19 protein-coding genes and 3 pseudogenes are annotated in these 18655 nt (G+C 36.1%); 15 read left to right on the top strand and 7 right to left on the bottom strand.

Features of this window, described 5'->3' with window-relative positions; all coding sequences use genetic code 11:
• The first annotated feature begins 49 nt into the window (after positions 1-49).
• Entirely contained in the window at positions 50-901 is an 852-nt protein-coding gene (locus H0S70_RS06265; protein ID WP_188322089.1) for a GLPGLI family protein, read from the top strand.
• An 84-nt stretch (positions 902-985) separates the two neighbouring features.
• Here H0S70_RS06265 and H0S70_RS06260 read toward each other — a convergent pair whose 3' ends face one another.
• Complete coding sequence (locus H0S70_RS06260) at positions 986-1561, bottom strand: hypothetical protein (RefSeq protein WP_262891147.1); 576 nt, start codon at positions 1559-1561, stop codon at positions 986-988.
• Here H0S70_RS06260 and H0S70_RS14190 point away from each other — a divergent pair.
• The 3 genes from H0S70_RS14190 (at position 1499) to H0S70_RS06250 (ending at position 3394) form a co-directional block, all read left to right on the top strand.
• On the top strand, positions 1499-1651 hold the full coding sequence (locus tag H0S70_RS14190) for a hypothetical protein (protein ID WP_228453807.1): 153 nt from the start codon (positions 1499-1501) through the stop codon (positions 1649-1651). The genes H0S70_RS06260 and H0S70_RS14190 overlap by 63 nt on opposite strands.
• Before the next feature lie 347 nt (positions 1652-1998).
• Positions 1999-2361 carry an LptA/OstA family protein gene (locus H0S70_RS06255; protein ID WP_188322088.1) on the top strand — a complete coding sequence of 121 codons (363 nt, stop codon included), beginning with the start codon at positions 1999-2001 and terminating at the stop codon, positions 2359-2361.
• Between the two features lie 172 nt (positions 2362-2533).
• Positions 2534-3394, top strand: coding sequence for a GLPGLI family protein (locus H0S70_RS06250; protein ID WP_188322087.1), 861 nt, complete (start codon positions 2534-2536; stop codon positions 3392-3394).
• Positions 3395-3643: 249 nt separating this feature from the next.
• Here H0S70_RS06250 and H0S70_RS14710 read toward each other — a convergent pair.
• Positions 3644-3772 (bottom strand): annotated as a pseudogene (locus H0S70_RS14710) (IS91 family transposase); the annotation flags it as partial.
• A gap of 256 nt (positions 3773-4028) precedes the next feature.
• Positions 4029-4157 (bottom strand): annotated as a pseudogene (locus H0S70_RS14180) (tyrosine-type recombinase/integrase); the annotation flags it as partial.
• On the opposite strand from H0S70_RS14180, the gene H0S70_RS14445 reads away from it, so the two are divergent.
• Positions 4116-4247, top strand: a complete 132-nt coding sequence (locus H0S70_RS14445) for a hypothetical protein (protein ID WP_262891132.1) — start codon at positions 4116-4118, stop codon at positions 4245-4247. The pseudogene H0S70_RS14180 and the gene H0S70_RS14445 sit on opposite strands and share 42 nt — an antisense overlap.
• Positions 4248-4810: 563 nt before the next feature.
• Complete coding sequence (locus tag H0S70_RS06240) at positions 4811-5374, top strand: helix-turn-helix domain-containing protein (protein WP_188322086.1); 564 nt, start codon at positions 4811-4813, stop codon at positions 5372-5374.
• Positions 5375-5608: 234 nt separating this feature from the next.
• Here the strand turns inward: H0S70_RS06240 and H0S70_RS14705 are convergent.
• Both H0S70_RS14705 and H0S70_RS14700 read right to left on the bottom strand, forming a co-directional pair.
• Positions 5609-5749 (bottom strand): annotated as a pseudogene (locus H0S70_RS14705) (IS91 family transposase); the annotation flags it as partial.
• On the bottom strand, positions 5715-6122 hold the full coding sequence (locus tag H0S70_RS14700) for a site-specific integrase (protein WP_262891146.1): 408 nt from the start codon (positions 6120-6122) through the stop codon (positions 5715-5717). The gene H0S70_RS14700 and the pseudogene H0S70_RS14705, both read right to left, overlap by 35 nt.
• On the opposite strand from H0S70_RS14700, the gene H0S70_RS14175 reads away from it, so the two are divergent.
• From H0S70_RS14175 to H0S70_RS06225, 3 genes are all read left to right on the top strand, one after another.
• Positions 6060-6212 carry a hypothetical protein gene (locus tag H0S70_RS14175; protein WP_228453805.1) on the top strand — a complete coding sequence of 51 codons (153 nt, stop codon included), beginning with the start codon at positions 6060-6062 and terminating at the stop codon, positions 6210-6212. The genes H0S70_RS14700 and H0S70_RS14175 overlap by 63 nt on opposite strands.
• A gap of 304 nt (positions 6213-6516) precedes the next feature.
• On the top strand, positions 6517-7455 hold the full coding sequence (locus H0S70_RS06230; protein WP_188322085.1) for a hypothetical protein: 939 nt from the start codon (positions 6517-6519) through the stop codon (positions 7453-7455).
• A gap of 354 nt (positions 7456-7809) precedes the next feature.
• Positions 7810-8103: a putative quinol monooxygenase gene (locus tag H0S70_RS06225; RefSeq protein WP_123248142.1), complete on the top strand. Its 294-nt coding sequence runs from the start codon at positions 7810-7812 to the stop codon at positions 8101-8103.
• Between the two features lie 190 nt (positions 8104-8293).
• On the opposite strand, the gene H0S70_RS06220 is transcribed toward H0S70_RS06225, so the two are convergent.
• Both H0S70_RS06220 and H0S70_RS06215 read right to left on the bottom strand, forming a co-directional pair.
• Positions 8294-8971, bottom strand: a complete 678-nt coding sequence (locus H0S70_RS06220) for a type 1 glutamine amidotransferase domain-containing protein (RefSeq protein WP_188322084.1) — start codon at positions 8969-8971, stop codon at positions 8294-8296.
• Positions 8972-9172: 201 nt separating this feature from the next.
• On the bottom strand, positions 9173-9736 hold the full coding sequence (locus H0S70_RS06215) for a Crp/Fnr family transcriptional regulator (RefSeq protein WP_188322083.1): 564 nt from the start codon (positions 9734-9736) through the stop codon (positions 9173-9175).
• Positions 9737-10045: 309 nt separating this feature from the next.
• On the opposite strand from H0S70_RS06215, the gene hemN reads away from it, so the two are divergent.
• The 6 genes from hemN to H0S70_RS06185 all read left to right on the top strand — a co-directional run bounded on the left by hemN (position 10046) and on the right by H0S70_RS06185 (position 18637).
• The gene (gene hemN / locus H0S70_RS06210) at positions 10046-11407 is read left to right on the top strand and encodes an oxygen-independent coproporphyrinogen III oxidase (RefSeq protein ID WP_188322082.1); all 1362 of its coding nucleotides are present in this window, start codon (positions 10046-10048) and stop codon (positions 11405-11407) included.
• A 300-nt stretch (positions 11408-11707) separates the two neighbouring features.
• Positions 11708-14629, top strand: coding sequence for a protein translocase subunit SecD (gene secD / locus H0S70_RS06205; RefSeq protein WP_188322081.1), 2922 nt, complete (start codon positions 11708-11710; stop codon positions 14627-14629).
• Positions 14630-14726: 97 nt separating this feature from the next.
• A complete protein-coding gene (locus H0S70_RS06200; RefSeq protein WP_188322080.1) occupies positions 14727-15947 on the top strand; it encodes a TCR/Tet family MFS transporter in 1221 nt (406 codons plus the stop codon).
• A 114-nt stretch (positions 15948-16061) separates the two neighbouring features.
• Entirely contained in the window at positions 16062-17237 is a 1176-nt protein-coding gene (locus H0S70_RS06195) for an aspartate aminotransferase family protein (protein ID WP_123248136.1), read from the top strand.
• Between the two features lie 133 nt (positions 17238-17370).
• Positions 17371-17757: an START-like domain-containing protein gene (locus H0S70_RS06190; RefSeq protein ID WP_031501837.1), complete on the top strand. Its 387-nt coding sequence runs from the start codon at positions 17371-17373 to the stop codon at positions 17755-17757.
• 73 nt (positions 17758-17830) lie between these two features.
• Positions 17831-18637, top strand: a complete 807-nt coding sequence (locus tag H0S70_RS06185) for an aminotransferase class IV (protein WP_394367313.1) — start codon at positions 17831-17833, stop codon at positions 18635-18637.
• The last annotated feature ends 18 nt before the right edge of the window (positions 18638-18655 follow it).

The following is an 18655-nucleotide window of genomic DNA, read 5'->3' as shown; positions in this document are numbered from 1 at the left end:
TTTTATTTAGGACGCTATTGAGTGCAATTCTACTATTTATACAAACATTATGAATAATTTAAAAAAAAATTTAATATTCTTTACGGTCTTTTTATTTAACGTTTTTTTTTCTCAAACTGACGATAAAAAACTACTAATTGCAGATTTCACTTATTTGTTAAAGGCTAAAACAGATAAATCTACTCCAAATTATACCCATGAAGAATTGTTTTCTTTACAAGTATTGAAAGATCAAGCATTTTTTATTAGTGATAAAGCATTAAAATTTGATTCTATATTTCAATCTGAATACCAAAAAGCAACTATAGGAGGTTCAACTAATACTGATTTCAGAGGAAAAACATTTCCAAAAACTAAATTTCGTTATACAATAATACAAAGCAATAAAGATGTTCGATACTTTGAAAGAGTTGGAATGACTTTGCTTTATTATAAAGAACGAACAATAGAAAACTGGAAACTTATTAATGAATCAAAAATAATAGATTCTTTTAATTGTAAAAAAGCTGTATTGAATTATAAAGGGAGAGAGTGGACAGCTTGGTATTCTACTGATATACCTTTATCATATGGTCCATATAAATTTACTGGATTACCTCGGTTAATTATAAAAATATCAGATCAAAAAGGAGATTATAGTTTTGAAATTGTAAAATCTGTTTCAAGTGATAACTTAAAAGGAAAGTTTGCAACAATTAATAAACTTAGATACGAAAATGCTAAAGAAACAACTTTAAATGAATTAATAATAGCTAAAAAAAATGCTAATAATAATCTTGCTGGCTCACTAGCTAATTCCGAAACAATTATAACATCAGAAGGTTTGAAAAATTTGAGAGATATACAAAAACAAAGACAACAAAATTTAATAAATGAAAATTCCATAGAAATAATTGAATAAAAAAACATCGTACAATACCTAAGCTTTCGTCTTGTCCGCAGGACAGAAGATGAAAGCCCGTTGAACGGAAGCTCCGGTGGCTTTTCAGCAGTATGATGGTCCTCTTATGGGGATGTCGTTTTCAGAATTTAGATTCACAAAGCAGTTTTTCGGAAGGACTGCTTTTTTTTGTGACCTTTTGTGGTCTTTGTGGGTGTTTTCTGCTGTTTTTCTTCGCTGCAGAACACAGATTCCCTTACCCGCAAAGGTTATTTTGCAGACAGCGTTTTGGGTGTGAAGCTTGATATTCCTTACTTCCATACAGCGCAGTCCGCAACCGTAGATCAGGCCGATGAGCAGTTTGTGTTTCAGGAGTTCAGCACTTTGAAGCAATCGCCAGATTTCTTCACGGCTTAAAATAGTGGGAAGTTTTTTCACTTTTGGAATCGCGGGAAGATGGAGGTAGCTGTAAGGCAAGCCTTCGGTTTTCAGCAAAAACCGCAGTCCGTAAACGGTATGTTTAAAGTACGATTGAGAAGGGGTTTTTGATCGCTTTTGAAGTTCAAAAAGGTAATCTTTGATGTCTTCCGGGTCTAATTCGGTAGGGACTTTACCGAAATGAAGCGCCAAGGCTGCAACGTGACGGGAATAATTGTCGAAGGTACGCTTGCTTCTGCCCAGGATGGAGATATTTCTTTCGAAACGTTGCAGAAGTTCGGCAAAACCTTTAACTTCGCTCGAGGCACGGTTCAGGAATTTGTTTGTCCTTAAATCCTCCGGAGATTTTTTTTTGTAGCCATTTCATGAGTTTTTAAAAGGCTAATAAAAACAAAGTTGCTAAAACGGCGAATGGGAAAAGCTACCGGAGGTTTAGTTCATCATAGTATTGGCAAAATGCGGGGTTGAAGGAAATCTTTGAGCGTTTAGGGAAAATAGTCGCAAAAAATTTTCCCTTTTCCAAAGAAAATTGTAAGTTTGAAAAAGGGAAAAAATTTTTGCTTCGGGAAGTAATTCTTTTGGAATCTCGGTTATAAAAAGCCCGCTTCTTCGGCAATACTTTTCCCGTTATCTGCTACCATATAAACTACGCTTAAAATTAAATTAAAAAAAAAAAATATATGATAAATTCCATCAAAATTTTAGGACTTGGACTTCTGTTCATAACTTCTCAAGATACTTTTGCACAGAATGTAAACGAAAAATTTAAATCTGGAAATTTAACTTTAAAAGCTGATAACATAAAAATTGATAATACGACTAGTATCGTTGTATATGAAGGAAACGTTTCGTTGACTTCTGATAATATCACATTTGATTGTGCAGACAAAATTATGTTAGATACTAAAAATCAAAAAATGGAAATTTATAAACCCAAGAATTTCAAATTTATTTCCATGGAAACTGTAAACATCAAGAACCAGGATAAACCAAATTTAGATGTTGTTACTTTTTATGCGAAGGAAGGTAGGTTGGAATTATAACAGCGCAAAATTGGCAACAGATATCAAAATATTTCTACAAGCGGTTATGAAGTTTTCATCGAAGATTTTCGCCATTAATAAAGTTTTAGCAAGTAGAAAGTTTTCGTATTTTTAGCCCGCCTGCAGAAATACCCAACCGTTAGTTGTAATTTCACAAAACATTGATATTTAAATGAAAAACTATATTATTTTATTTTTTCTACTTTTTCTTTCTCTGAAGATTGACGGACAGACACAAAGATTTATTTATGAATATTCATTTAAACCTGACTCTCTAAATAAAGAAAATGTGATAAAAGAAATTATGAATTTAGATATTAGTGATGAGGGTTCCACTTTTTACAGTAATTTATTATTAGATAAAGATTCAATCTTCATGGACCAAGTTGAGAAAGGTAAGATATCTGGAAATATAACGCTTGATTTTAGAAAGATTAAGAAAAGTCAAGCAAATTTTATAATTTCAAAAAAATATCCATCTTTAGAAATTACGTTACATACTTCATTTAACGCTTTAAATCTAGCCGTAAAAGAAAATAAAATTTTAAACTGGAAGATTCAGCCGGAGACTAATATTATAGAAGGATTTAAAGTTCAAAAAGCAACTACGAATTTTGCAGGAAGAAATTGGATTGCTTGGTTCGCAAATGATATTCAATTGCAAGATGGACCTTATAAATTTTGTGGACTACCTGGTTTAATATTAAATATGCAAGATGAACATGGAGATCATATTTTTAATATAATTGGAATCAAGAAAAAATATTCAAGAACATTTATTAATCACTTTAAATTAAAGGAAATAACTGTAACTGAGCAAAAATTCAATAAATTATGGAATGAATACAGAAGTGATCCCGCTAAAAACATTAAGCAAATTCACAGTTCTTCAGAAATGGCTGAAACAATTTTCTATGATTCAAATACTAAAAGTCCATTGTCGAAACAAGATTTGATTCGAAATAAAGAACAAGGAGATAGAAAATATTTCAAATATTATAACAACTACATTGAAAGAAACTTGTACAAATAAAGAAACTACAACTAATAACTAAGCTTTCGTTTTGTCTGCAAGACAAGAAATGAAAGCCCGTTGAACGGAAGCTCCGGTGGCTTTTCAGCAGTATGATGGTTCTCTTATGGGGATGTCGTTTTTAGAATTTAGATACACAAAGCAGTTTTTCGGAAGGACTGCTTTTTTTTGTGGCGTTTGGTAGCCTTTGGAAGTGGTTTTTATGGGGTTTTATTGGCTGTAGGGCACAGCTTCCCTTACCCGCAAATTTTAGTTCGCAGACAAGAGTTGGGTGACGAAAAGAAAATCCTGTGGCGGACCACGTTGCCCGAAAATGGCAATGGTCACCAGGTTTCCTTTTTTGCAACAGCGGCATTTTCTGAGCAGCGTTTTGGGTGTGAAGCTTGATATTCCTTACTTCCATACAGCGCAGTCCGCAACCGTAGATCAGGCCGATGAGGAGCTTGTGTTTCAGGAGTTCGGCGGTTTGAAGCATCCGCCAGATTTCTTCACGGCTTAAAATAGTGGGAAGTTTTTTCACTTTTGGAATCGCGGGAAGATGGAGGTAGCTGTAAGGCAAGCCTTCGGTTTTCAGCAAAAACCGCAGTCCGTAAACGGTATGTTTAAAGTACGACTGAGAAGGGGTTTTTGATCGATTTTGAAGTTCAAAAAGGTAATCTTTGATGTCTTCCGGGTCTAATTCGGTAGGGACTTTACCGAAGTGAAGCGCTAAGGCTGCAACGTGACGGGAATAATTGTCGAAGGTACGCCTGCTTCTGCCCAGGATGGAAATATTTCTTTCGAAGCGTTGCAGAAGTTCGGCAAAACCATTAACTTCGCTCGTGGCACGGTTCAGGAATTTGTTGGTCCTTAACTCCTCCTGAGATTTTTTTTTGTAGGCATTTTATATGTTTTTTAAGGGTTAATAAAAACAAAGTTACTAAAACGGCGAATGGGAAAAGCTACCGGAGGTTTAGTTCAACAAGGGTTTTGCAAGATGCGGGGTTCAAGGAAATCTCAGAAATATTCTAGAAAATACCCGCAAAAAACCATTTCATTTTTTTTTGTAAATTTGAAAAAATGAAAATGGTTTTTGCTTGGTGCAGTTTTAATAGAAATTTTAGGTGTAAAAGCCCCGCCTTCGCAAAGCCGTTTCCCGATGTGGCGAAATCCGCTCCGCTCCTTTCGCCACATCGGCCCGGCGGCTCCCACCGCCTGATGTGCCGCCGCTGCGCGGACGTCGCACATCAATCGGTTTTGCAAAATTCCCTCACGCGAGCAAGCTCGCAGAGGAAACTTCGCAAAGCCGCCGGGCCGTTAGGCGACATTTTATTAAAAACACGTTTGACAAAGGAATGTCGTTTATATGTCAATAAAAGTCGTTAAAATTATTGGATTAAAATTTTAAATTTGGCACTTAACTTTAAAACTTTTATAATGATGTCACTAGGCGAATTAGTTTATAATTCTAGAAAAAACAAAAATATAACGCAAGAAGAACTTGCAGAATTATCAAAGGTTAATTTGAGAACAATTCAAAGAATTGAAAATAATGAAAACAAACCGCGTGAAAGCACATTAAGAATGTTGTTTGAGGTGCTTGAAATTAAAGACCCAATTTCTGAATTTAATCAAATTACTGTTAAACGAAACTATGGAGAATTGGTTTCTGAGTATTTCTTTTTGCTCATAATTAATATGTCTTTAATGGGAATTATAGGTTGGATGACTTTAGACTCTGAAGCAAATCTAAATACAAGATTTGCAGGTTTACTTTTAAGTTTCTTTATCCCAATATTTATTGTTTTTATGACAAAATCTATGACTAAAATTGAAAGACTTTTAAAATTTGGAAGTGGATTTTTAATATATATTGTTTCATCCATTATTCTTGTGGGATTCCCAACCGCTTTTGTAACAGGATTACTTGTTTGTTTATCAATTTCCCTTTTGACTTTATTTTACGGAGACATGATGGTTAACAGAAAAAACGCCGCCTAATAACTAAGCTTTCGTTTTGTCTGCAAGACAAGAAATGAAAGCCCGTTGAACGGAAGCTCCGGTAGCTTTTCAGCAGTATGATGGTCCTCTTATGGGGATGTCGTTTTTAGAATTTAGAGGTACCAAGCAGTTTTTTCGGAAGGACTGCTTTTTTTGTGGCGTTTGGTAGCCTTTGGAAGCGGGTTCTGCGGGGTTTTACTGGCTGTAGAGCACAACTTCCCTTACCCACAAAGGTTATTTCGCAGACAAAGGTTGGGTGACGAAAAGAAAGTCCTGCGGTGGACCGCGCTGCCCGAAAACGGCAATGGTCATCAGGTTTCCCTCTTTGCAGCACCGACATTTATTGAGCAGCGTTTTGGGTGTGAAGCTTGATATTCCTTACTTCCATACAGCGCAGTCCGCAACCGTAGATAAGGCCGATGAGCAGTTTGTGTTTCAGGAGTTCGGCGGTTTGAAGCATTCGCCAGATTTCTTCACGGCTTAAAATAGTGGGAAGTTTTTTCACTTTTGGAATCGCGGGAAGATGGAGGTAGTTGTAAGGCAAGCCTTCGGTTTTCAGCAAAAACCTCAGTCCGTAAACGGTATGTTTAAAGTACGACTGAGAAGGGGTTTTTGATCGCTTTTGAAGTTCAAAAAGGTAATCTTTGATGTCTTCCGGGTCTAATTCGGTAGGGACTTTACCGAAATGAAGCGCTACGGCTGCAACGTGACGGGAATAATTGTCGAAGGTACGCTTGCTTCTGCCCAGGATGGAAATATTTCTTTCGAAGCGTTGCAGGAGTTCGGCAAAACCGTTAACTTCGCTCGAAGCACGATTGAGAAATTTGTTCGTCCTTAAATCCTCCGGAGATTTTTTTTTGTAGCCATTTTATATGTTTTTTAAGGGTTAATAAAAACAAAATTACTAAAACGGCGAATCGGAAAAGCTACCGGAGGTTTAGTTCAACATGGGTTTTCCAAAAGTGGGCTGAACCGCTTAGGTTGTACATTTTAGTTTTTTAGTCGACAATGCTGTGAGCATTGACTTTTTTTAGTAACTTAGCCAAAGGCTCACAGCATTTGCTGACGTTCTTGCTAAATTGAACTTATTGCCCAATTTAACCCACACTATCGCCAAGCCACGAACCATTAGCTGATACGTTATGACAGAACTCTTCATTAAAAATAAATTTATTCAATTTTTAAAATCAGATAAAAATTTTCCTGATGACTCCTTCTTATTGAATTATCACTATGTTGATAAAGGAGGTATAATCTATGTAGACTTAGCAATTTTAGATACAAAAACCAATAATTATATAGCATTAATAGATTTTAGAAACAATATTTCTAATCATGATATTGAAAATTATAATTTATATAAAAAAGTTTTGAGTCAAAAAGATGCTATATTCTATGTTGTAACACCGAATGAGACGAATGACGATTTTTCTATTTATACACTTTTCAATAGTGAATTGATAAATGTTAGCAAGGACGAATTTCCGAATTTTCAAACTTTAATTGCTAAACGAAAAGCCGATGAAAAAGCTGATTTAGAATCTATAATAGAAGAAGAAAAAAAAGAAAACATTAATAAGAAAAATGTTATTACCACAACATTAACAACTGCAATTATTTCTCTTATCATTGCAATGCTTTTGACTCAAAGTTTGGACATTTTTAATTTTGATAATACTAAGACTAAGAAAGAAAATGATATTGTAAATTCAAATATTTATAAAGAACTTGAAAAGTTAAAACTTCAGCTGTCAATCATTGATTCAAAAAAGGATACTATTACTAAAACAGATATAGAAATCGAACAGATAAAGAAAAGATTAATAAATATTGAAAAATTAATAACTCAAGACCCTAAGAATATTCTTGAGTTACAAAAAATAGATAATCATTTTGAAAGATTAAATCAAATAATTGATAGAGAAAAGGAATTAAACAATCTTAAAGTAGAAAAGTTAGAAGATAAATTGAATACTTATTCTAATATCATTTTCTCGCTTTTAGTAACAATCATTGGAGCAATTTTAGGTTATTTATTTAGTAATTTTAAACCTAAGAAAATATCAGCTAATAATAGCTAAGTTTTCGTTGCGTGCGAAGCACGAACAATGAAAACCCTGTTGAACGGAAGCTTCGGGAGCTTTTTTCAGCATTCTAGATTCATCGCAAAAATTTTTTAAAGATATTAAAGAGACTTTCAAAAAGGTCTCTTTTTTTGTGCGTGTTGTTTTTTAGCAATTATGTAATTTTCATTAATGTGAATCACTTTATCATAAACAAATTCTAATGCAAGAGAACATAAAAAAAGATTGCTGATTTGCGATGATCAACATTAACGTTATTTAACATCTTTTGTATTTTTAGTTTGATTAGGAAAACATATTTTTGTTAGAAAGAGTTGAAGAACACTCTTTATAACATTAAAATTTTAATTTATGGAAAAGTTTGCAATATTAGCTAGAGTAGAAGCAAAACCGGGTAAAGAAAATGACGTATTGGAATTCCTAAAGTCAGCCTTACCACTTGCGGAAGGTGAGCCAGGAACCGTAAGATGGTATGCTTTACAAATCGGTCCTTCTACTTTTGGAATATTCGATACTTTCGGAACAACAGATGCAAGAGATGCTCACTTGAATGGTGAGATTGCAAAGGCTTTAATGGCCAATGCTTCTGAATTACTTGCGAAAGATCCTGTACTTGAAATGGTAGATCTACTTGCGGTAAAATAAGCAATCGAACAAAAATTTTTAATACAGTTAAATGGAGCCAGGCATTTCCCCGGCTCCATTTTTTTTATATCATTTTGTGAAAGGTTGAACCTTTGCTATGTATAAAAGTTTTATCTTGATTATTCGAATAAAATTTCAATTGAGCACAAAAAAAAGAGACTGAAAACAGTCTCTTTTGTATTCTTAACTATTAGAGTTTTTTAAGTTCTTCTAAAACAGCTTCGCCAACTGCATGAGCAGATTGAGGATTTTGACCTGTTACCACTCTTTCATCTACGGTAACGTGCGTTTGCCATAAACCAGATTTTTCAAACTTGGCTCCGCGTTCTATTAATTTAGATTCTAATCTAAATGGAACCACTTCATCTAATTTCACAGCAGCTTCTTCTTCGTTGGTGAAAGCATTGATTTTTTTGCCATCTACCAAATATTTTCCATTGCTGAGTTTAATGTTCACCAATCCAGCAGGACCGTGACAAACCGCACTTACGATTCCATTTTTTTCGTAGATTTTTTGTGCGATTACTGCCAATTCTTCATTATCTGGAAAATCCCACATCGTACCGTGACCTCCAGCATAAAAAATCCCCACATATTCATCAGGATTTACTTCTGAAGGCGTCATGGTGTTCTGAATTTTATTTTGATAATATTCATCTGCCAAAAACCTTTCGTTAACCTTATCATCTGGAGTATTTCCATAATACGGCGGGTTTCCACCTTTTGGACTCACGAAATCTATTTCGTAACCAGCATCTACTAATACAGCCCAAGGATGCGTAACTTCACCTAAATAATAACCGGTAGATTCACCAGTGTTTCCTAATTCGCCGTGGCTCGTAACCACGAATAATACTTTTTTGCTCATTTTGTTAGATTTTATTGTTTGTGCATTGATCATATTAATCCCTAAAAAAAGAATACAACTCGTTAAGAAAATAATCTTGGATAAAAACTTGTTGTGATTCATTTTACTATTGATTTTTAATGATTTGATAGTGCAAAGGTAAATGCAGCTCCTCACAAACAACAGGACATACCTCACAACTTTTTTGTGACCTATATCACATTACACCGAAAGCCGACTCAAGGTTTCTCTGGAAACACCTAAATATGAAGCGATTAACGTTTTGGGCAATCGTTGTAAAAGTGTGGGATATTGAGAAATGAATTGTTCGTAGCGTTCTTTGGCATTGCTGTTCAGCAAAGACAAAATCCTTCTTTGGAGCGCGATATAACCATTATTAGACTTTTTCCTGAAAAAATGTTCTATTTTATGCATATCTGCACAGAGTTTCTCTCGGTTATAGAGAGACAAGGTAAATACTTCGGTAGATTCTAATGCATCAATGGTAAAAGTAGCTTCCGTTTGATTAAAATACGCTTGATAATCGGTAATCCACCAATCTTCCATTGCAAATTGCATGATGTGCTCTTTCCCTTCTTTATTCAGGTATGATGCTTTTAACAAACCATTCATCACAAAATAATCATTTTGTACGGTATCTCCTTCTTGAATTAAAATCTGATGCTTTTTAAATTTTTTCAAGGTAAAATGAGACAGAATATACTCGAACTCTTGGTCAGTTAATGCAGTAATTTTCTCAATTTGTCGTCTTAAAATCTCACTCATAATTTTATCATTCTTAATTGCAAACAAAAGAATTGTTGACTCCAAATGTAAACTATTGAAACCAAAAAATCCATCGCTCTTGATGGATTTTTTAAATATGGTAGATGGAATTCTTATGGATTGGTAGAGAAAATTAGAAGCTATAGAATCATGTCAATACCGGAAAAGAATGAATTACCAATCAACGACTGCATAAAAAAAAATAAAACGATGAGGTAAATTCCATCGAAAGTAAAATTTCATGATATGCAATTTTTCAGTTGACATTAATCAGTAAAGCAAAGGAAATAAATTTCCTACTTTTGCATCATGAATACTTCTCTGATCAACAAATATAATATTCCCGGACCGCGTTACACTTCTTATCCTACTGTTCCTTTTTGGGACGAAGCGGCTTTTACCGCGGATTTGTGGCAACAATCAGTCATCCGATCTTTCAATGAAAGCAACGATGCTGAAGGGATTTCCATCTATATTCACTTGCCGTTTTGCGAGCAACTTTGCACGTTTTGTGCATGTCATAAACGCATTACCAAACAACATTCTGTGGAAACACCTTATTTGGAAAGCGTGCTGAAGGAATGGAAATTATACCTGCAATTATTTGGTAAAAAACCGAAAATCAAAGAACTTCATTTGGGTGGTGGCACGCCAACATTTTTCTCGCCAGAGAATCTCAAAATTTTATTGGAAGGAATATTCGCGCACGCAGAAATTGCTGAAAATCCAGAATTTTCATTTGAAGGACATCCGAATAATACCACGAAAGCGCATTTGCAAACTTTATACGATTTAGGCTTCAGAAGATGCAGTTTCGGGGTACAGGATTATGATCCGCAAGTGCAGAAAGCGATCAACCGAATTCAACCTTTCGAAAATGTAGAAAGAGTGACCAATTGGGCTAGAGAAATCGGTTATAAAAGCGTTTCCCACGATTTGGTTTTCGGACTTCCTTTTCATAATTGGGAAAAAATGGAATATACCATCCGCAAGACTTTGGAACTGAAACCGGACCGATTGGCTTTCTATTCTTATGCACACGTTCCGTGGATTAAAGGGGTTGGACAAAGAGGTTTTGATGAAAACGATTTGCCAAGTGGTGAAGAGAAAAGAAAACTCTACGAAAACGGAAAAAAACTCCTCGAAGAATTGGGGTATATCGAAGTGGGAATGGATCATTTCGCTTTAGAGCATGATGACCTTTATCAATCCATGATTTCTGGAGATATTCACCGAAATTTCATGGGCTATTCATCCAGCAAAACCCAATTGATGGTTGGATTGGGAATGAGCGCCATCTCGGATTCGTGGTATGCATTTGCACAAAACGAAAAAACCGTGGAAGCTTATCAAAAAAGGGTAGAAGAGGGAGTAATTCCTGTGTTTAGAGGTCATATTTTAAATCAGGAAGATCTTTTGGTGCGTCAACATATTCTCAATTTGATGTGTCGCCTCGAAACTTCTTGGGATGCAACGACCGATTTTCCGGAACTTCAACATGCACTGGAATCTTTAAAGGAAATGGAAGCTGACGGTTTGGTAGTTCTTTCAAAAAATTCAATAAAAATTACCGAACAAGGTCGCGCTTTTACTAGAAATGTAGCGATGACTTTCGACCTGAGAATGATGCGCAACAAGCCCGAAACCAGAATTTTCTCCATGACCATTTAATCGAGGTTGCGAAATTATTTTTTGAAATTCATCCTTGATTTTCGGTTTTCCATGCACGCCGAAAAGTGCAGCGATGAATTATATTTTTCAAAGAATTTAGTAGCGAGTGATACCCATATTTATTTTTCTTGAATTAAATAAAAATGATAAGATATCGCAATTTGACCACGATGTACGCATGTTTTTTGGGTTTTTTCTATTTAAAAAAATCAAAGCAAATTCTTTTGTTAAAAAATTCTTAATTCTTCTTAAAATCATTATATTTGCCGACTATAATTTTAATATTGTAAACTATTAACAATGCAAGGAAAAGGACTTATTACGCTGGTTGCGGTTATTTTAGGACTTATTTGTCTTAACGAATTGCTGCCAACTTGGTATGCTGGTAAAGTTGAAAAGCAAGCGGCAGAACTTGCTGGAGACAACCCGGCAAAGTATCAAAAAGAAATAGCCAGACTCTCTCAAGACACCCTGAATCTCGGTTTTACTAAGCTTTATTATACCAAAGCCAAGGAAAAAGAAATGAAATTGGGTCTCGATTTGAAAGGAGGGATCAACGTTTTGCTTGAAATCAACCAAAGAGATTTAGTAAATGGCTTAACCAATTATTCACCGAATCCGATTCTTCAGGAAGCGCTAAACAGAACAGATGCAGTGCAGAAAAACTCTACCAAGAATTATATCGAGAATTTCTTCGTACAATTCGATTTGGTGAACAAAGAGAAAAATACCAACCTGAAACTTGCAGATCCTGAAATTTTTGGGAATACCAATTTATCTGAAATCAAATACAACTCTTCCGACGATGAGGTTAAAAATATCATCAGAAGAAAAATTGAAGCAGCGGAAGGTTCTGCTTACGAAGTTATTCGTACCCGTATTGATAAAATGGGTGTTACCCAACCGAACGTACAAAGAGTACCGGGAACGGGAAGAATTTCTGTAGAAATGCCTGGAATTAAAGACATTGATCGGGTTAAGAAAATGTTGCAAACTTCTGCTAAACTTCAGTTTTGGGAAGTACAGCAAGCACAAGAAGTATATCCATATTTCCAACAATTAAATACTGTAATCGCAGCAAGCGGAGATTCTATTGGAGTTGCTAAAAATACCAATCTGATCAACATGCTTCAGTTGAATACCCTTAGAGCCAATGGAGTAGCGAACATTAAAGTTTCGGATACCGCGATTGTTAATAAAATTTTAAATTCTGATATAGCAAAAAATCTTCGTCCGGCAAACATTAAATATACCCAATTTATGTGGGGTTATAAGCCAGAAGCGACAGACCCAAATAACTTGGTATTGTATGCGATCCGCGGAAACATTACCCAAAAAGCTCCGGTTGACGGTGCGGTAGAATCTGCAAGAGTGAACTATGATGAACTTGGAAGAGTGGTGGTGGATATGCAAATGGACTCTAAAGGTTCTAAAGACTGGAAAACACTTACCGGGAAAAACGTAAACAAACCGGTTGCAGTAACTTTGGATAACGTGGTTTATACCGCTCCAAACGTAGTAAACGAAATACCAAACGGAAGAACTCAGATTTCCGGGAACTTCTCTCAGCAGGAAGCTCAGGATTTGGTAGATGTTTTAGGTGCCGGTAAATTGCCCGCAAGTGCGAAAATCGTGCAGGCAGATGTTGTAGGACCTTCATTAGGTCAGGAGTCGATCAACGCGGGAATGCTTTCGTTTGGTATAGCTTTCTTAATCATCATTGCTTATATTATTTTCTATTACGGTGGAGCCGGTGTTTATGCGGTAATTGCAATGGTTATTAACCTTTTCTACATTTTTGGAATCATGGATTCTGTGGATGCTACACTTACACTTCCTGGGATTGCGGGTATTGTATTGTCAATGGCGATGGCGGTGGATACCAACGTAATTATTTATGAAAGAACCAAAGAAGAACTTTTCGCTGGTAAAAGCATTCTGGAAGCTTATAAAGATGGTTTCAAACATGCACTTTCTGCGATTGTCGATGGTCACCTTACCACGATTCTTACTGCGGTGGTGTTGTACATATTCGGAACAGGACCAATCAAAGGTTTTGCGGTAACCTTAATTATCGGTATCTTGATGACGTTCTTTACTTCGGTATTGCTTTCAAGAGTAATGATTTTCTCAAGACTTAACAAAGGAAAAGGACTTTCAGTTTGGACTGCTCCAACCAAAAATCTCTTCAGAAATGTCTGGATCGATTTCATCGGGAAAAGAAAATATGCTTACATCATTTCAGCTGTTCTTACTGTTGCAAGTTTAATTTCAATCTTCACCAACGGATTTAAATACGGAATCGATTTCACAGGAGGTAGAAATTATGTAGTAAGATTCGAAAAACCGGTTGATGGAAATAAAGTAGAAGAAAACTTATTGAAAATCTTCAAAACTGCTGATAACAAAAACTCTTCTGTAGAAGCGAAAACTTTCGGTAACGATAATCAACTGAAAATTTCAACCGATTATTTGATCGATGATGAATCCTTGAAAGCGGATCAAACGATTGAAGAAAAATTATTTGAAGGTTTGAAATCAGAACTTCCGGCGAACATGACTTTGCAGGATTTCAAATCTGCTGACAAAGACCATGCGGGTATTGTGTCTTCAACTAAAGTTGGTCCTACCGTAGCGGATGATATCAAAACAGGAGGAACTTTTGCACTAATTGCTGCTTTGGCTGGTATTTTCCTTTATATCCTATTGAGATTCCGCAAATGGCAGTTCTCTTTAGGAGCGATTGCTGGTCTTGCTCACGATGCGATTATTATTTTGGGGGTATATTCATTCCTTCATAAATATATGCCGTTCAATATGGAGATCAACCAGGATTTTATCGCTGCGATTCTTACCGTTTTGGGTTATTCGATTAACGATACGGTAATTGTATTCGACAGAATCCGTGAGTATTTAAGAGAGAAAAAATCGCTTACTTTAGCAGGTCTGTTTGATGATTCAATCTCGAGTACTTTAGGTAGAACGTTCAACACCTCGTTTACTACCATTTTGGTAATTCTTGCCATCTTTATTTTCGGTGGAGATAACCTGAGAGGATTTATGTTTGCATTGCTATTGGGTATAGTATTCGGTACTTACTCTTCGATCTTTATCGCTTCGGCAATTGCCTACGACTTCCTGAAAGGGAAAGGAAAAGAAGAAGCTGTACACGGAAAATCTTCTATCGATAAAGAAGTAGTAGAGAAAGCAAAAAAAGCTTAATCCGTTTTTAAATTCTATATAATGTCCTTCGAAAGAGGGACATTTTTATTTTAAAAAAATAAGAAACTTATTTTCACATCAACTATCTTTGTAATACATGAAAAAAAATCAGAAATCTGCAGCGATAGGATTTATTTTTATTACCCTCCTTATTGATATTACAGGCTGGGGAATTGTAATTCCTGTAGTTCCTAAACTTATCCAGGAGCTTATTCACAATCCCGATCTCAGCGTTGCCTCTCAATATGGTGGCTGGCTGAGTTTTGTATATGCCGCGATGCAGTTTGTCTTCGCTTCCGTTTTAGGAGGTTTAAGTGATCGCTATGGCCGGCGAGCGATTATTTTGTTTTCTCTTTTAGGATTTTCTATTAATTTCATGATTCAAGCGCTTGCGCCAACAATCTTTTGGCTTTTTGTAGGTAGAATTTTTTCAGGAATTACTGGCGCGAGTATTACTACCGCAAGTGCATACATTGCTGATATTTCTACGGATGAAGATCGCGCAAAGAACTTCGGGATGATCGGGGCTGCTTTCGGTTTAGGTTTTATCATCGGACCGGTCATCGGAGGAATTTTAGGGCAATATGGTCCGAGAGTTCCTTTCTATGCAGCTTCTGTATTGTGTTTGGTGAATTTTCTTTATGGCTTATTTATCCTTCCAGAAAGTTTGGACAAAGCAAATCGCCGTCCGTTCAATTGGAAGCGCGCAAATCCCGTAGGATCTCTGCTTCAGTTGCGAAAGTATCCTCAGATTTTGGGACTCATCGCGGCATTAATTTTTGTGTACATTGCCGGACATGCGGTACAAACCAACTGGACTTTCTTCACCATGTACAAATTCAACTGGACCGAGAAATTGGTCGGAATTTCGCTGGGTGTTTCGGGGTTTATGGCAGCTTTGGTTCAAGGGTATTTAATTCGATTTATTCAGCCCAAATTAGGCAATGAAAAAAGCATTTTCTACGGTCTGTCGCTTTATGCCGTTGGTATGATTCTTTTTGCTTTTGCAAGCGAAAGTTGGATGATGTTTGCTTTCCTCATTCCTTACGGATTGGGAGGAATTGCCGGCCCGGCTTTGCAATCGGTAATTTCCTCCGAGGTTCCGAAAAATGAGCAAGGAGAATTGCAAGGAGCTCTAGCGAGTTTGGTGAGCTTAACAGCGATTGTTGGACCACCGCTGATGACCAATATTTTTTATTATTTCACGCACGATGCTGCCCCATTCAAATTTCCGGGAGCACCTTTTTTTCTCGGCTTTATACTGATGGCCATCAGTGCGGTAATTGTTTATTTTACCTTTAGGAAAAAGCGACTTTAGTTTTTAAAGTTCAAAACGCGTTACGAATTTATTTTTATTTAAATTTTAAGGTAAGACAATTTTATTTCCCGAACTTTGCAGCAGTTTTATTATTCTAAATTACGTAGTATTTTTATGCATAAAGATTTCTTTAATTATCAAGCGCAAACCACTCCATTTGCGTCAGGTTTCGAAGTAGAAAAAGCCGAAGGAAGCTATATTTATGGCAAAAACGGAAAAAAATATCTCGATTTCGTTGCAGGAGTTTCAGCCAATACTTTGGGACATTCCCACCCGAAAATTGTAGACGCCATAAAAACCCAAGCTGAAAAATATTTGCACGTAATGGTTTATGGCGAATATGCGCAGGAAATGCCTGTTGCGCTTTGTAAACTGCTTGCTGACGCAACTCCTGAACCTTTGGAGATGACCTATCTCGTTAATTCTGGTGCGGAAGCGATTGATGGAAGCTTGAAATTGGCCAAAAGATATACCGGAAGAGAAGAAATTATTTCCTTTAAAGACGCGTATCATGGCAATACTCACGGTGCTTTATCGGTTGCCGGCAATGAATATCACAAACGTGAATTTCGCCCGCTTTTGCCTATGGTGAGTTTTATTGAATTTAATAATGAAAAAGATTTAGAAAAGATCACTGAAAAAACCGCAGGCGTCATCCTGGAAACCATTCAAGGTGCTGCGGGTTTTCTGCTTCCTAAAGAAGATTATTTAAAAAAACTAAAAGCCCGATGCGAGGAGGTGGGAGTATTGCTTATTCTCGATGAAATTCAGCCGGGTTTTGGACGTACCGGAAAGCTCTTTGCCTTCGAACATTACGGTATTGTTCCCGATATTCTGGCGATGGGAAAAGGAATGGGCGGCGGCGTTCCCGTAGGTGCGTTTATGAGTTCCCGTGAAATCATGGAAAGCTTATCTCATTCCCCTAAACTCGGACATATCACAACTTTTGGTGGTAATCCGCTGATTGCTGCGTCGAGCTATGCTACTTTAAAAGAGGTTTTAGAAAGTGGTTTGATGAATGAAGTGCACGAAAAAGAAAAATTGTTCCGTGAACTTTTGGTTCATCCTAAAATTAAAAACATTAACGGTCGTGGATTGATGTTGGCCGTGAATTTGGGTTCGCCGGAATACACGATCGATGTTGCTAAAAGATGCATGGATAAAGGTTTAATTGTTTTTTGGCAGTTGTACCGAAATGAATATTTGAGGATTTCTCCACCGTTAACTTTGTCATTAGAAGAGATTAAGGAAGGTTGCAAGATCATCCTCGAAGTCCTCGATGAATATTAACTTTTTTGGCGAATCGTTTGCGTACATCTCGATCTGTTAACGTAATATGATATTTCGCATTTTCAGATAAATATTTTGCTTAGATTAAAAATTAATTTATATATTGCGACACATTAAAAAAACAGGGAGCAATATGGCGAAAACGAAAGTGCAGTATGAATTTCCAATGCACTGTCAGTCGGAAATTTTGTATGAATATATGGCAAGTGCAGAAGGACTTTCTGAATGGTTTGCCGATGAAGTAGTAGAAAAAGGTGATGACTTTTTCTTTAGTTGGAATGGTGGCCCGTCTGAAAAAGCAACGCTTATTCGCTATAAGCCAGAAAGTTTCGTGCGCTTTCGTTGGGAAGAAGATGAAGGAACAAAAAATTTCTTCGAGATGACAATTGCAATAGATGATATCACTGATGATCTCTCCCTTAATATCACCGATTTCTGTGAACCCGGCGACGAGGATGAAAACCAACTTTACTGGGAAAATCTCATTGAAAACCTTAAAATTAAATTAGGAGCTTCTTAATTTTTATTTAACAAAAATAAACTTGATGGACGATTTTTCGTTCATTATTTTTTTAATATAAATTTATCTCGTTTTGGAAAAAATAACCTTTACTTCCGAAAATTTTAAACCTCAAAACCGAGCATTTCTTTATGGCGATGCGGTAAAAGCTTCTTTCTTTGTCCGCAATTCCCAACTCATTATGGCCGAGGAATCTTACTTTTTCCTGATGGCATCGATGCGAAAAATGAGGATGAATATTCCGCTTAGTTTTACCTTGGATTTCTTCGAAGAACTTTTCGTGGCAAACGTGATTAATAAAGGAGTTACCAACGGAATTATCCAAATATTGATGTACAGAAATTTAGGTGAGGATTTTTTGCAGAAAGCGGATATTTCTTTTTACGCAGAAGTAGATGAACACAAGGATGTTTTAGCCATTCAGGGGAATTATGAGATGGATTTAATGAAGGAAATCAATGTGAATACCAATTTGCTAAGTAACATTCGTGTGCACTTTCCGGAAAATACGTACGCGGAAATTTATGCAAAAGAAAATGATTTAGACGACGTTATTTTACTGAATCCAAACAAAAGAATTGCTAGAAGTATTTCTGGGAATTTATTGTTTCTAGAAGGAAATACGATTAAAATCCCGAAGCAATCAGAAGGAGCTTATATTTCGCCTTTGATGGAGAATTTCGTGACTTTCATTCATAAAAATAATTTAGCCGAAATTCAGGAAGCGGAAATGATTGCTTTTGAATCTCAAAAAGCAGAAGAAGTCCTCGTGATTTCCGATGAAAAAGGGATTTTTGCAGTCAGTAAAATCCGAAATAGAACATTCGGAAAAAGCCGTTTTGAAGAAATGGTCAATCAATGGAATACTCATTTCCAATAACAATTGATAAACCCGGGA

This window comes from Chryseobacterium manosquense (assembly GCF_014623485.1).
GTDB classification, from domain to species: Bacteria; Bacteroidota; Bacteroidia; order Flavobacteriales; family Weeksellaceae; genus Kaistella; species Kaistella haifensis.
The sequence above is the reverse complement of the archived record's forward strand: the minus strand, read 5'-3'. Positions and strand labels throughout refer to the sequence as shown.

Coding starts and splice junctions, on each gene's coding strand:
- H0S70_RS06265 (WP_188322089.1), top strand. CDS start 50: ATGAATAATTTAAAAAAAAATTTAATATTCTTTACGGTCTTTTTATTT.
- H0S70_RS14190 (WP_228453807.1), top strand. CDS start 1,499: ATGAAGCGCCAAGGCTGCAACGTGACGGGAATAATTGTCGAAGGTACG.
- H0S70_RS06255 (WP_188322088.1), top strand. CDS start 1,999: ATGATAAATTCCATCAAAATTTTAGGACTTGGACTTCTGTTCATAACT.
- H0S70_RS06250 (WP_188322087.1), top strand. CDS start 2,534: ATGAAAAACTATATTATTTTATTTTTTCTACTTTTTCTTTCTCTGAAG.
- H0S70_RS06240 (WP_188322086.1), top strand. CDS start 4,811: ATGATGTCACTAGGCGAATTAGTTTATAATTCTAGAAAAAACAAAAAT.
- H0S70_RS14175 (WP_228453805.1), top strand. CDS start 6,060: ATGAAGCGCTACGGCTGCAACGTGACGGGAATAATTGTCGAAGGTACG.
- H0S70_RS06230 (WP_188322085.1), top strand. CDS start 6,517: ATGACAGAACTCTTCATTAAAAATAAATTTATTCAATTTTTAAAATCA.
- H0S70_RS06225 (WP_123248142.1), top strand. CDS start 7,810: ATGGAAAAGTTTGCAATATTAGCTAGAGTAGAAGCAAAACCGGGTAAA.
- H0S70_RS06220 (WP_188322084.1), bottom strand. CDS start 8,971: ATGAGCAAAAAAGTATTATTCGTGGTTACGAGCCACGGCGAATTAGGA.
- H0S70_RS06215 (WP_188322083.1), bottom strand. CDS start 9,736: ATGAGTGAGATTTTAAGACGACAAATTGAGAAAATTACTGCATTAACT.
- hemN (WP_188322082.1), top strand. CDS start 10,046: ATGAATACTTCTCTGATCAACAAATATAATATTCCCGGACCGCGTTAC.
- secD (WP_188322081.1), top strand. CDS start 11,708: ATGCAAGGAAAAGGACTTATTACGCTGGTTGCGGTTATTTTAGGACTT.
- H0S70_RS06200 (WP_188322080.1), top strand. CDS start 14,727: ATGAAAAAAAATCAGAAATCTGCAGCGATAGGATTTATTTTTATTACC.
- H0S70_RS06195 (WP_123248136.1), top strand. CDS start 16,062: ATGCATAAAGATTTCTTTAATTATCAAGCGCAAACCACTCCATTTGCG.
- H0S70_RS06190 (WP_031501837.1), top strand. CDS start 17,371: ATGGCGAAAACGAAAGTGCAGTATGAATTTCCAATGCACTGTCAGTCG.